Origin of the sequence: Serratia silvae (genome assembly GCF_023282985.1) — a bacterium.
Classification (GTDB): Bacteria; Pseudomonadota; Gammaproteobacteria; order Enterobacterales; family Enterobacteriaceae; genus Chania; species Chania silvae.
In genome coordinates, this window is record NZ_JAGQDC010000003.1 from 443,844 (window position 1) to 456,011 (window position 12,168).

General features: G+C 52.7%; 13 protein-coding genes and 2 tRNA genes. All 15 read left to right on the forward strand.

Going from position 1 to position 12,168, the window contains the following annotated elements:
* The first annotated feature begins 58 nt into the window (after positions 1-58).
* The 15 genes from sucC (at position 59) to KAJ71_RS06555 (ending at position 12,168) form a co-directional block, all read left to right on the forward strand.
* A complete protein-coding gene (sucC, locus tag KAJ71_RS06485; RefSeq protein WP_004949756.1) occupies positions 59-1,225 on the forward strand; it encodes an ADP-forming succinate--CoA ligase subunit beta in 1,167 nt (388 codons plus the stop codon).
* Positions 1,225-2,097 (forward strand): succinate--CoA ligase subunit alpha, encoded by an 873-nt coding sequence (gene sucD / locus KAJ71_RS06490; RefSeq protein ID WP_248944958.1) that lies wholly within the window; start codon positions 1,225-1,227, stop codon positions 2,095-2,097. The genes sucC and sucD overlap by 1 nt, the downstream gene beginning before the upstream one ends.
* 875 nt (positions 2,098-2,972) lie before the next feature.
* On the forward strand, positions 2,973-4,541 hold the full coding sequence (gene cydA, locus KAJ71_RS06495; RefSeq protein ID WP_248944959.1) for a cytochrome ubiquinol oxidase subunit I: 1,569 nt from the start codon (positions 2,973-2,975) through the stop codon (positions 4,539-4,541).
* A gap of 15 nt (positions 4,542-4,556) precedes the next feature.
* Positions 4,557-5,696 carry a cytochrome d ubiquinol oxidase subunit II gene (gene cydB / locus KAJ71_RS06500; RefSeq protein WP_248944960.1) on the forward strand — a complete coding sequence of 380 codons (1,140 nt, stop codon included), beginning with the start codon at positions 4,557-4,559 and terminating at the stop codon, positions 5,694-5,696.
* A gap of 17 nt (positions 5,697-5,713) precedes the next feature.
* Positions 5,714-5,827, forward strand: a complete 114-nt coding sequence (gene cydX / locus KAJ71_RS06505) for a cytochrome bd-I oxidase subunit CydX (protein ID WP_021805265.1) — start codon at positions 5,714-5,716, stop codon at positions 5,825-5,827.
* Complete coding sequence (gene ybgE / locus KAJ71_RS06510; RefSeq protein WP_248944961.1) at positions 5,827-6,123, forward strand: cyd operon protein YbgE; 297 nt, start codon at positions 5,827-5,829, stop codon at positions 6,121-6,123. Before cydX ends, ybgE begins: the two co-directional genes overlap by 1 nt.
* Before the next feature lie 132 nt (positions 6,124-6,255).
* A complete protein-coding gene (gene ybgC / locus KAJ71_RS06515) occupies positions 6,256-6,663 on the forward strand; it encodes a tol-pal system-associated acyl-CoA thioesterase (RefSeq protein ID WP_248944962.1) in 408 nt (135 codons plus the stop codon).
* On the forward strand, positions 6,660-7,343 hold the full coding sequence (gene tolQ, locus KAJ71_RS06520; RefSeq protein WP_024483139.1) for a Tol-Pal system protein TolQ: 684 nt from the start codon (positions 6,660-6,662) through the stop codon (positions 7,341-7,343). Before ybgC ends, tolQ begins: the two co-directional genes overlap by 4 nt.
* A gap of 16 nt (positions 7,344-7,359) precedes the next feature.
* Positions 7,360-7,788: a colicin uptake protein TolR gene (tolR, locus tag KAJ71_RS06525; protein ID WP_024529347.1), complete on the forward strand. Its 429-nt coding sequence runs from the start codon at positions 7,360-7,362 to the stop codon at positions 7,786-7,788.
* Between the two features lie 78 nt (positions 7,789-7,866).
* Positions 7,867-9,024 (forward strand): cell envelope integrity protein TolA, encoded by a 1,158-nt coding sequence (tolA, locus tag KAJ71_RS06530; RefSeq protein ID WP_248944963.1) that lies wholly within the window; start codon positions 7,867-7,869, stop codon positions 9,022-9,024.
* Positions 9,025-9,156: 132 nt separating this feature from the next.
* Positions 9,157-10,449: a Tol-Pal system beta propeller repeat protein TolB gene (gene tolB / locus KAJ71_RS06535; RefSeq protein ID WP_248944964.1), complete on the forward strand. Its 1,293-nt coding sequence runs from the start codon at positions 9,157-9,159 to the stop codon at positions 10,447-10,449.
* A gap of 47 nt (positions 10,450-10,496) precedes the next feature.
* Entirely contained in the window at positions 10,497-11,006 is a 510-nt protein-coding gene (gene pal, locus KAJ71_RS06540) for a peptidoglycan-associated lipoprotein Pal (RefSeq protein WP_248944965.1), read from the forward strand.
* Between the two features lie 9 nt (positions 11,007-11,015).
* Entirely contained in the window at positions 11,016-11,819 is an 804-nt protein-coding gene (gene cpoB, locus KAJ71_RS06545) for a cell division protein CpoB (protein ID WP_248944966.1), read from the forward strand.
* A 193-nt stretch (positions 11,820-12,012) separates the two neighbouring features.
* Positions 12,013-12,088: transfer RNA gene (locus tag KAJ71_RS06550), tRNA-Val, on the forward strand.
* Between the two features lie 7 nt (positions 12,089-12,095).
* Positions 12,096-12,168: transfer RNA gene (locus KAJ71_RS06555), tRNA-Lys, on the forward strand.

Consider the following 12,168-nt stretch of genomic DNA (forward strand, 5'->3'; position numbering starts at 1 on the left):
GCGGAATACCGCGAAAGTGACCCGGCTAAAACTTTCTGACCTGAATGGATAGAACATCATGAATTTACACGAATATCAGGCAAAACAGCTGTTTGCTCGGTATGGCATGCCAGCACCAACCGGTTACGCCTGTACCACTCCGCGTGAAGCAGAAGAAGCCGCATCTAAAATCGGCTCCGGCCCGTGGGTGGTAAAATGTCAGGTTCATGCTGGCGGCCGTGGTAAAGCTGGTGGCGTTAAAGTCGTTAACAGCAAAGAAGATATCCGTGCTTTTGCCGAAGCCTGGCTGGGTAAACGTCTGGTGACCTACCAGACCGATGCACTGGGCCAGCCGGTTCACCAGATCCTGGTAGAAGCGGCCACCGATATCGACAAAGAGTTGTATCTGGGGGCGGTGGTTGACCGCGCCAGCCGTCGCGTAGTGTTTATGGCTTCTACTGAAGGCGGCGTTGAAATTGAGAAAGTTGCGGAAGAGACCCCGGAACTGATCCACAAAATGACCATCGATCCACTGGCAGGCCCACAGCCTTACCAGGGGCGTGAGCTGGCGTTCAAACTGGGCCTGACCGGTAAGCAAGTCGGCCAGTTTGCCAAAATTTTTATGGGTTTGGCAACGCTGTTCCTGGAGCGCGATCTGGCGATGGTTGAGATCAACCCGCTGGTCGTGACCAAGCAGGGCGATCTGATCTGCCTGGATGGTAAGCTGGGTGCCGATGGCAACGCCCTGTTCCGCCAGTCTGAACTGCGTGAAATGCGTGACCCTTCTCAGGAAGACGAGCGTGAATCCCGTGCGGCCCAGTGGGAACTGAACTATGTCGCCCTCGACGGTAACATCGGTTGCATGGTGAACGGTGCCGGTCTGGCGATGGGTACCATGGACATCGTGAAACTGCACGGTGGCGAACCAGCCAACTTCCTGGATGTGGGCGGTGGCGCAACCAAAGAGCGCGTGACCGAAGCCTTCAAAATCATCCTGTCTGACGACAAGGTGAAAGCGGTACTGGTTAACATCTTCGGTGGCATCGTGCGTTGCGATCTGATCGCCGACGGTATCATTGGCGCGGTAGCCGAAGTGGGCGTTAACGTCCCGGTGGTGGTGCGCTTGGAAGGGAACAACGCCGAACTGGGCGCCAAGAAACTGGCGGACAGCGGTTTGAATATCATTGCTGCGACCAGCCTGACTGATGCGGCTCAGCAAGTTGTTGCGGCAGTGGAGGGTAAATAATGTCCATTTTAATCGATAAGAACACCAAAGTAATCTGCCAGGGTTTCACCGGTAGCCAGGGTACCTTCCACTCCGAACAAGCTATCGCTTACGGCACCAAAATGGTTGGTGGCGTGACTCCAGGCAAAGGTGGTACTCAGCACCTGGGTCTGCCAGTGTTCAACACCGTGCGTGAGGCTGTTGAAGCGACCGGCGCTACCGCGTCTGTCATCTATGTGCCAGCGCCATTCTGCAAAGATTCCATTCTGGAAGCCATTGATGCAGGCATCAAACTGATCATCACCATCACCGAAGGTATCCCAACTCTGGATATGCTGATCGTGAAAGTGAAGCTGGATGAAGCCGGTGTGCGCATGATCGGCCCGAACTGCCCAGGTGTGATCACCCCGGGTGAATGCAAGATCGGTATCATGCCTGGCCATATCCACTTGCCAGGCAAGGTGGGCATCGTTTCCCGTTCAGGTACTCTGACCTATGAAGCGGTAAAACAAACCACTGACGCCGGTCTGGGGCAGTCTACCTGCGTAGGTATCGGTGGTGACCCGATCCCAGGTTCCAACTTTATCGATATCCTGAAGTTGTTCCAGGAAGATCCGCAGACTGAAGCCATCGTGATGATTGGTGAGATTGGCGGCAGCGCGGAAGAAGAAGCGGCGGCCTATATTAAAGAGCACGTCACCAAGCCGGTGGTGGGTTATATCGCTGGTGTTACTGCACCTAAAGGCAAGCGTATGGGCCATGCTGGTGCCATCATTGCCGGCGGCAAAGGGACTGCGGATGAGAAGTTCGCGGCTCTGGAAGCGGCAGGGGTTAAAACCGTACGCAGCCTGGCTGATATCGGTGACGCAGTGAAGGCGATCCTGAATCGTTAGTACGTCAAAAGTATCCCCTATGGATTTCAAGTTACAGCTAGGCGACCAACTTCCCCATCCCCAGGAGCTTACCTGGGGTGGGGAAGTGCAGATAACAACGCTGTGACTTGAAAGACGACGGGGAAAATAATATCTCGACATGTTTGGCCGCCCTTTGGGCGGCCTTTTTTTGGTATGTCCCTGAGAGGGAAGGGCGTTTTGCAAGGCATTGGTGCGTGAGGTGCGAGTTGACCTCGCAACAGTTGCAGGTTCTGGGATCAACCTCGCAACATGGTCTATGATTACTTAGCAAAAAGCTGATTTGTGAGTTAACTAACGGCAATCGTCATTGAAAATAAAAAGTTAATATCTATCGAATAGTAATGCTGGAGTAATACAATTTGGGGGTGTTTAAATTACATTTTTTTAACACAAAGATGCCAATAAGAAACAATTAAACCATTGCTTAACATGGCCGCTGGAAAATTACATCAAAATGTGTAATGAGCCTAGCAATAATATGCAGATAGGCTTAAATTGTTTTAGATCAATATAGGCCGAGCTACCTATTTAGGCTGATTTTTGACCTGTAGCCAAAAGTCCAACCTACGTCACGCAAATACCTATTTATTGTGTGGGCTTTGGCGAGTATCATGCCATTGTGTAATTTCGGATGGTTGATCTTGTTGCATTTGTTACCCGCTGTCGGTTTTCATTGGTGCGTTTTGTTCCCGTCCCTCGTGGTATGGCACGGAACGTACGGTTGAAAGCGGAGAGGATGGATCAAATTTTGTTGTGTTTAAGGGCATTCACTGCGGGGCGTTACTGGCTACTCCTTCGGGAGTAATACCGATAACCGCAAGTCGGAGTCTTCCTGCGAGGAGCAAGGAGTCAAGATGTTTGATATTGTCGAACTGTCGCGCTTACAGTTTGCTTTAACGGCGATGTACCACTTCCTATTTGTCCCATTAACGCTGGGTATGGCGTTTTTGCTGGCAATTATGGAAACAGTATATGTGCTGTCCGGCAAACAAATTTATAAAGATATGACCAAATTCTGGGGCAAGTTATTTGCAATCAACTTTGCTCTGGGTGTGGCCACCGGGTTGACCATGGAGTTCCAGTTCGGGACCAACTGGTCGTACTTCTCTCATTACGTTGGTGACATCTTCGGGGCCCCGCTGGCTATCGAAGGTCTGATGGCGTTCTTCCTGGAGTCGACGCTGGTCGGTCTGTTCTTCTTCGGCTGGGATCGCCTGAGCAAGATCCAGCACATGACGGTCACCTGGTTTGTCGCCCTCGGCTCAAACCTGTCTGCATTGTGGATCCTGGTCGCTAACGGCTGGATGCAAAACCCAATCGCCTCCGACTTCAACTTTGAAACCATGCGTATGGAGATGCTCAGCTTCTCCGAGCTGGTTCTCAACCCGGTCGCACAGGTGAAGTTTGTTCACACCGTGGCTTCCGGCTATACCACCGGCGCGATGTTTGTGCTGGGCATCAGCTCCTACTATCTGCTGAAAGGGCGTGACATCGCCTTTGCCAAGCGTTCGTTCGCCATTGCTGCCAGCTTCGGTATGGCTGCTATCCTTTCCGTTATCGTACTGGGTGATGAATCCGGTTACGAAATGGGGGACGTGCAGAAAACCAAACTGGCTGCCATTGAAGCCGAATGGGAAACTCAACCGGCTCCGGCCGCATTTACCCTGTTCGGTATCCCGAACCAGGAGAAAATGGAGAACTCCTTCTCGATTCAAATTCCTTGGGCGCTCGGCCTGATTGCTACCCGTTCCATCGACACCCCGGTTATCGGCCTGCGTGATCTGATGGCACAGCACCAGGTACGTATCCGTAATGGTATGAAGGCTTACCAATTGCTGGAAGAGCTGCGTGGCGGCAATACCGATCCGGCAGTGCGTAGCGCATTCAACGATACCAAGCAGGATCTGGGCTACGGCATGCTGCTCAAACGCTATACCGAAAACGTCACCGACGCGACGGAAGCGCAGATCCAGCAGGCGACCAAAGATTCTATCCCGCGCGTTGCTCCACTGTACTTCGCCTTCCGCATCATGGTGGCCTGTGGTGTGCTGATGCTGTTTATTATCGGCCTGTCATTCTTGAGCGTGGTACGTGGTCGCATCGGTCAGAAAAAATGGCTGCTTCGTGCCGCGCTGTTCGGCCTGCCATTACCTTGGATTGCCGTTGAAGCGGGCTGGTTCGTGGCGGAGTATGGCCGTCAGCCGTGGGCGATAGGTGAGGTGCTGCCAACCGCAGTCGCCACCTCTTCGCTGACCGCAGGCGACATTCTGTTCTCGATGGGGCTGATATGCGGCTTGTACACCCTGTTCCTGGTGGTTGAAATGTACCTGATGTTCAAGTTTGCACGTCTGGGTCCAAGCAGCCTGAAAACTGGCCGCTACCACTTTGAACAACCGACTGCCGCCGTGCAGGAAGCGCGCTAAACAGGAGTCCAAGATATGTTTGATTATGAAGTACTGCGATTTATCTGGTGGCTCCTGGTTGGCATCCTGCTAATCGGTTTTGCCGTCACCGATGGTTTCGATATGGGTGTCGGTATTCTGATGCGCATCATCGGTAAAACCGATACCGAGCGTCGGGTAATGATTAACGCCATTGCCCCGCACTGGGACGGTAACCAGGTGTGGCTGATCACCGCCGGTGGCGCATTGTTCGCCGCCTGGCCAATGGTCTATGCTGCCGCGTTCTCTGGTTTCTATGTGGCCATGATCCTGGTGTTGGCCTCCTTGTTCTTCCGCCCTGTCGGTTTTGACTACCGCTCGAAGCTGGAGAACAGCCGCTGGCGTAACATGTGGGACTGGGGCATCTTTATCGGTAGCTTCGTGCCTGCGGTGGTGTTCGGCGTGGCGTTCGGTAACCTGTTACAGGGTGTGCCGTTCCACATCGACGAATATCTGCGCCTGTTCTATACCGGCAACTTCTTCCAACTGTTGAACCCGTTTGGTTTGCTGGCCGGTATTGTCAGCCTGACCATGCTGGTGACTCAGGGGGCAACCTACCTGCAGATGCGTACCACTGCCGAAATTCACCTGCGCTCACGCGCTGCGGCGCAGATTTCTGCGTTGGTGATGGGCGTATGCTTCCTGTTGGCAGGTATCTGGCTGGTGAAAGGTATCGACGGTTTCGTGATCACCTCAGCACTGGATACGGCAGCGGAATCCAATCCACTGCGTAAAGAAGTGGCTCATCAGGCGGGTGCCTGGTTGATCAACTACAACAAGTATCCAATCCTGTGGGCACTGCCAGCGTTGGGCGTGGTTCTGCCACTGTTCACTGTCCTGTTTGCCCGTTTGGACCGAGCTGCGATGGCGTTCCTGAGTTCATCACTGACGATTGCCTGTGTGATCCTGACGGCTGGGGTAACCATGTTCCCGTTCGTTATGCCATCAAGCACCGTGCCTAACGTCAGCCTGACCATGTGGGATGCGACTTCCAGCCTGTTCACGCTGCAGGTGATGACCGTTGTTGCCATTATCTTCGTGCCAATCGTTCTGGCGTACACCGCTTGGGCGTACTACAAAATGTTTGGTCGCCTGGATAAGAACTTCATCGAAAAAAATAAGCATTCGCTGTACTAAGCAAAAGGAGCTAAACCATGTGGTATTTTGCCTGGATCCTCGGAACGCTTCTTGCCTGTGCCTTCGGTATCATCACGGCGCTGGCGCTTGAGCACAGTGAAGATTCAAAAGCGCAGCAAGACGGTAAGTGATGAGTTCGTCACTGGTGGATAAGCTGTACGCTATCACCGACAAGGGCCCGGTTCGGGCCCTTTCATTGGTGCTGGCGGTGATTTTGGCGGGATGTATCTTTTGGGATCCTAGCCGTTTTGCAGCACGTACCAGCTCGTTAGAGATCTGGCAGGGCATCTTGCTGATCTGGGCGGTATGTGCGGGCATTGTTCACGGTGTCGGCTTCCGATCACAGAGCACGTTTTGGCGTGCATTTTTCGCGCCATTACCTGCAATTGTGATCCTGGCCGCAGGATTAATTTACGTTTCTTTATAATCTATTACGCATCCCCCATGTTATGGGCCGTTCAGGCCCATAATTATTTTCATTCACATTCAGTAACCCATTCCCAACCCGATCTGTCTTGCGTATAGTAGCAATCGTTAAATTGCCTTGCTGGGAAGTAGAGTGAGTAATCAGTTGTTTCGATGGCCGGTACGCGTTTACTACGAAGATACCGATGCCGGTGGTGTGGTCTACCACGCCCGTTACGTCGCTTTTTATGAAAGAGCGCGCACTGAGATGCTGCGTCAACATAACTTTCATCAACAGCAGCTGCTCAGTGAAGAACATGTCGCTTTCGCTGTCCGGCGTATGACGGTGGATTATCTGCTACCTGCACGTCTTGACGACTTGCTGGAAGTGCGGAGCAAAATCACCTCAATACGCGGGGCTTCTCTTACGTTTGCTCAACGCATTGTTAATTCTGACGGTACTCTCTTGAGTCAGGCCGATGTATTGATTGCATGCATTGATCCACACCAAATGAAGCCGATAGCGCTTCCTAAGTCTATTGTCGCGGAGTTTAAGCAGTGACTGACATGAACATCCTAGATCTATTCTTGAAGGCGAGCCTGCTGGTTAAGTTTATCATGCTGATTTTGATATGCTTTTCAGTGGCTTCTTGGGCGATTATCATCCAGCGGACCCGTATCCTTAATGCGGCCACTCGCGACGCCGAAGCCTTCGAAGACAAATTCTGGTCTGGTATCGAGCTTTCCCGTCTGTATCAGGAAAGCCAGGCACGTCGCGATAGCCTGACGGGATCAGAGCAGATTTTCCATTCCGGTTTCAAAGAGTTTGCCCGTTTGCACCGTGCCAACAGCCATGCGCCAGAGTCGGTGATCGAAGGGGCTACGCGTGCGATGCGTATTTCGATGAACCGTGAGCTGGAAACGCTGGAAAACCATATTCCGTTCCTCGGCACCGTGGGTTCCATCAGCCCGTATATCGGCCTGTTTGGTACCGTGTGGGGGATTATGCACGCCTTTATCGCCTTGGGCGCGGTGAAACAAGCCACCTTGCAGATGGTAGCACCGGGTATCGCCGAAGCATTGATCGCCACGGCCATCGGTCTGTTTGCCGCGATCCCTGCTGTTATGGCCTATAACCGCCTAAACCAGCGCGTTAACAAGCTTGAGCAGAATTACGACAACTTTATGGAAGAGTTCACTGCTATTCTGCATCGTCAGGCCTTCTCCAGCGACAGCAAATAAGAAGTAGGAGGGTAGCATGGCGAAAGTTCGTGGTCGTAACAAGCGTGAGCTGAAGTCGGAAATCAACATTGTTCCGCTGCTGGACGTCTTGTTGGTGCTGTTGCTGATTTTTATGGCAACCGCACCAATCATCACCCAAAGCGTTGAAGTTGACTTGCCTGATGCCACCGATTCTAAAACGGTGTCCAGTGACGATAATCCACCGGTGATCCTGGAAGTTTCTGGCGTAGGTCAGTACACACTGGTGGTGGATCACAACCGTATGGAGCTGTTGCCGCCTGAGCAGGTGGCGGCCGAAGCCAAGTCGCGTCTGGCGGCTAATCCGAAGACGGTGTTTTTGATCGGTGGTGCCAAGGAAGTACCGTACGATGAGATTATCAAGGCATTGAATATTCTGCATCAGGCGGGTGTCGCTTCTGTCGGGTTGATGACCCAGCCAATCTAACCGTAAGGTCAGTGGCAACCCGGTTCCTGCACTGTGGCGCAGGAACCCCGTTTTAGCAGCAGTTTTTGGGATTCTATTTTGGTAAAGGCAACTGAGCAAAATGATAAGCTGAACCGCTCCGTTATTGTTTCGGTGGTTCTGCACATTCTATTGATTGCCCTGTTGATTTGGGGTTCGCTGTACGAAAATACTGAAATGAGTAGTGCAGGCGGCGGCGGTGATGGTTCCGTGGTCGGGGCCGTGATGGTCGATCCAGGGGCGGTGGTAGAGCAGTACAATCGCCAGCAACAACAGAGCAGCGATGCACAGCGTGCAGAAAAGCAGCGCCAGAAGAAGGCGGAGCAGCAGGCTGAAGAGCTGCAGCAAAAGCAGGCGGCGGAACAGCAGCGCCTGAAAGAACTGGAACAAGAGCGTTTGGCCGCGCAGGAAAAAGCCGTGCAGGACGCCAAGGCGCAGGCCGAACAGCAGAAGAAAGCCGCTGAACAACAACAGCAGGCCGCAGAGCTGCAGAAAGCAGCAGAAGCCGCTGCGGCGAAGGCCAAAGAACAACAGAAGGCAGCCGAGCAAGCTGCGGCGAAAGCCAAAGCCGAGGCGGATAAAATAGCCAAGGCGCAGGCAGACGCACAGAAGAAAGCCGAAGCGGAAGCCAAGAAAGAAGCTGCCGCTGCCGCCGCTGCTAAAAAGCAGGCGGAAGAGGCGAAGAAAGAGGCCGCCGCGGCCGCTGAACAGAAAGCAGCTGAAGCCGCAGAGAAGAAAGCCGCTGCCGAGAAGGCTGCCGCCGCCAAGAAAGCCGCAGATGCCAAGAAGAAGGCTGCAGCTGAAGCCGCCAAACAGTCTGCCGTTGCAGATGATTTATTCGGTAGCCTGGCCGATGGTAAAAATGCACCAAAAGGTGGCGGTGCAGCCAAGTCGAAAGGTGACGCAGCCAAGGCGAAAGGTGAGGGTAATGCTAAGACTGCGGGGGAAAGTGGCGTAGACTCCTCGGCTTATGAAAGTCAGATTAAAGCGGCCATTCAGAGTAAGTTCTACGCTTCGGGTTTTGAAGGTAAGACATGTGATTTGCGTATCAAGCTTGAATCGGACGGTTTCTTAAGCAAGGTTGAAGCTGTTGGCGGTGATCCTGCCTTGTGCCAAGCAGCCATTGCCGCTGCCAACCAAGCACGAATTCCTAAACCGCCAAGTGATGCCGTTTATCAGAAAGTTAAGAATGCGATTATAGTATTCAATCCAAAATAATGGTTGTCTTTACCAAGTAACACGCATGGATGTACCTAGGTGACCAACAGGGATTATGTAGTGTTGTTGGCGTTGGTTTGTTAAAATTCTGCTAAATTATCGCAGGCATACCGCCTGGATAAGGGAGATGAGATGAAGCAGGCATTTCGAGTAGCGTTAGGTCTTTTAGTTCTGTGGGCATCCGTGTTGCACGCGGAAGTTCGCATTGAAATCACCCAAGGGGTCGACTCCGCTCGCCCGATTGGCGTAGTGCCATTTAAATGGGCGGGTCCAGGCACGCCTCCGGAAGACGTTGGCCAGATCGTTGGCGCAGATCTCCGTAACAGTGGCAAATTCAACCCGATTGATGTGGCACGTATGCCGCAGCAGCCTACCACTGCGGCTGAAGTGACGCCAGCGGCCTGGACTGCACTGGGCATCGACGCCGTAGTGGTAGGCCAGGTTCAGCCTGGTGCCGACGGCAGCTACCTGGTTTCCTACCAACTGGTCGATACTTCAGGTTCGCCTGGCACAGTATTGGCACAGAACCAGTTTAAAGTGACCAAACAGTGGCTGCGTTATGCGGCTCATACCGCCAGCGATGGCGTATTTGAGAAGCTGACCGGTATCAAGGGCGCGTTCCGTACCCGCATCGCTTACGTGGTGCAGACCAACGGCGGGAAATTCCCGTATGAACTGCGCGTATCGGATTACGACGGCTATAACCAGGTTCCAGTACATCGCTCACCAGAGCCACTGATGTCACCAGCCTGGTCGCCGGATGGCAGCAAACTGGCCTACGTGACCTTTGAGAGCGGTAAATCAGCGCTGGTGATCCAGAACCTGTCTGATGGCGCTATCCGTCAGGTAGCTTCTTTCCCTCGTCACAACGGCGCACCTGCCTTCTCTCCAGACGGTAGCCGCCTGGCATTCGCGCTGTCCAAAAGTGGCAGTTTGAACCTGTATGTGATGAACCTGGGTTCTGGCCAAATCAGCCAGATCACCGATGGCCGTAGCAACAACACCGAACCGAGCTGGTTCCCAGATGGTCAATCTCTGGCTTATACCTCTGACCAGGGCGGTCGCCCACAGATTTATAAGATTGGAGCAAACGGTGGTGCACCACAGCGTCTGACCTGGGAAGGTGCTCAGAATCAGGACTCTGATGTCAGCTTCGACGGTAAATTCCTGGTGATGGTGAGTTCCAATAATGGGGTTCAGCATATCACCAAACAAGATCTCGGATCGGGAGCCGTTCAAATGTTAACGGACACGTTCCTGGATGAAACGCCTAGTATCGCACCAAACGGCACCATGGTGATCTATAGCTCCACGCAAGGTATGGGCTCTGTGCTGCAGTTGGTATCGACTGATGGGCGCTTCAAAGCGCGTCTTCCGGCAACCGATGGACAGGTCAAATTCCCTGCCTGGTCGCCGTATCTGTGATGCATGTGTAAAATATGTATGGCAAAAACTATAAAAGGATCAAAGAAATGCAACTGAACAAAGTGCTGAAAGGGCTTCTGCTGGCACTGCCAGTTCTGGCTGTAGCAGCTTGTAGTTCTAACAAAAGCGCGAATAACGATCAATCCGGTATGGGCGCTGGCACTGGTACAGAAAACGGCAGCAGCAACCTGTCTTCTGAAGAACAAGCACGTCTGCAGATGCAAGAACTGCAACGTAACAACATTGTTTACTTCGGCCTGGACAAATATGACGTCAGCTCTGAGTTTGCTCAGATGCTGGATGCGCATGCTGCTTTCCTGCGTAACAACCCATCCTACAAAGTGACTGTTGAAGGTCATGCGGATGAGCGCGGCACGCCAGAATACAACATCGCTCTGGGTGAGCGTCGTGCTAACTCCGTTAAAATGTACCTGCAAGGCAAAGGCGTTTCTGCTGACCAGATCTCTATCGTTTCTTACGGTAAAGAAAAACCAGCAGTACTGGGCCACGACGAAGCAGCCTATGCTAAAAACCGTCGTGCAGTTCTGGTTTACTAAGAGAATCGCATGAACAGTAACCTCAGACGTCACCTGTTGAGTCTGGCGTTACTGGTTGGCGTAGCGGTCCCATGGGCCGCTACTGCCCAAGCGCCAATCAGTAATGTCGGCTCCGGCTCGGTCGAAGATCGTGTCACATCACTTGAGCGTATCAGTAATGCTCAGGGCCAGCTTTTGAACCAACTTCAGCAACAACTCTCTGACAACCAACGCGATATCGATACACTCCGTGGGCAGATCCAGGAAAGTCAGTATCAGTTGAATCAGGTGGTTGAACGCCAGAAACAGATCTATCAACAGATGGATAGCCTTAGCCAGGGTGGCGCACAGAATTCCGCTGGTGCAGCAGCAGGGGCCGCAGGTGGTACAGCCGCCGCAGTGTCCTCTGATGGCGCTGGCAGCGCTCCTGCGGGTGCGACAGCCGCTGTGGCTAGTACGGGCGATGAAAACAGCGACTACAACGCCGCTGTTTCATTGGCGCTGGAAAAAAAGCAGTATGACCAGGCGATCTCCGCTTTTCAGGCTTTCATAAAGCAGTATCCGAAATCCAATTACCTGCCTAATGCCAACTATTGGCTGGGCCAGTTGTTCTACAACAAGGGTAAGAAGGAAGACGCGGCATACTATTATGCAGTGGTGGTTAAGAGTTACCCAAAATCACCCAAGGCGCCGGACGCAATGTATAAAGTTGGGGTGATCATGCAGGAAAAAGGCCAGGCTGATAAAGCCAAAGCCGTTTACCAGCAAGTGATCAAATCGTACCCGACCAGCGATGCGGCCAAGCAGGCCAAGAAACGCGAAGCGAGTTTGTAAGTAAAAACCGAGCCCAGAAGTTAGTCGATTTGACCGAATTCTGGGCTCATTCGCGTGAAGAACAAGCAGTTGAACCTATTGCGCCAAAATTTAGGTTGCGCTGCTGAGATAAATTAGTAATATATGCCGCCGTTGCCAAGACAACTTGCAAGATGTTAAAGCAGCAAGGAAATTAGTAGTAAACCACGATAGTGGGTGATTAGCTCAGTTGGTAGAGCATCTCCTTTACACGGAGGGGGTCGGCGGTTCGAGCCCGTCATCACCCACCACTACAGTGGGTCGTTAGCTCAGTTGGTAGAGCAGTTGACTTTTAATCAATTGGTCGCAGGTTCGAATCCTGCACGACCCA

Bases quoted from the DNA above. Each gene is read 5' to 3' on its own strand.
- sucC (WP_004949756.1), top strand. From the start codon at position 59: ATGAATTTACACGAATATCAGGCAAAACAGCTGTTTGCTCGGTATGGC.
- sucD (WP_248944958.1), top strand. From the start codon at position 1,225: ATGTCCATTTTAATCGATAAGAACACCAAAGTAATCTGCCAGGGTTTC.
- cydA (WP_248944959.1), top strand. From the start codon at position 2,973: ATGTTTGATATTGTCGAACTGTCGCGCTTACAGTTTGCTTTAACGGCG.
- cydB (WP_248944960.1), top strand. From the start codon at position 4,557: ATGTTTGATTATGAAGTACTGCGATTTATCTGGTGGCTCCTGGTTGGC.
- cydX (WP_021805265.1), top strand. From the start codon at position 5,714: ATGTGGTATTTTGCCTGGATCCTCGGAACGCTTCTTGCCTGTGCCTTC.
- ybgE (WP_248944961.1), top strand. From the start codon at position 5,827: ATGAGTTCGTCACTGGTGGATAAGCTGTACGCTATCACCGACAAGGGC.
- tolR (WP_024529347.1), top strand. From the start codon at position 7,360: ATGGCGAAAGTTCGTGGTCGTAACAAGCGTGAGCTGAAGTCGGAAATC.
- tolB (WP_248944964.1), top strand. From the start codon at position 9,157: ATGAAGCAGGCATTTCGAGTAGCGTTAGGTCTTTTAGTTCTGTGGGCA.
- pal (WP_248944965.1), top strand. From the start codon at position 10,497: ATGCAACTGAACAAAGTGCTGAAAGGGCTTCTGCTGGCACTGCCAGTT.
- cpoB (WP_248944966.1), top strand. From the start codon at position 11,016: ATGAACAGTAACCTCAGACGTCACCTGTTGAGTCTGGCGTTACTGGTT.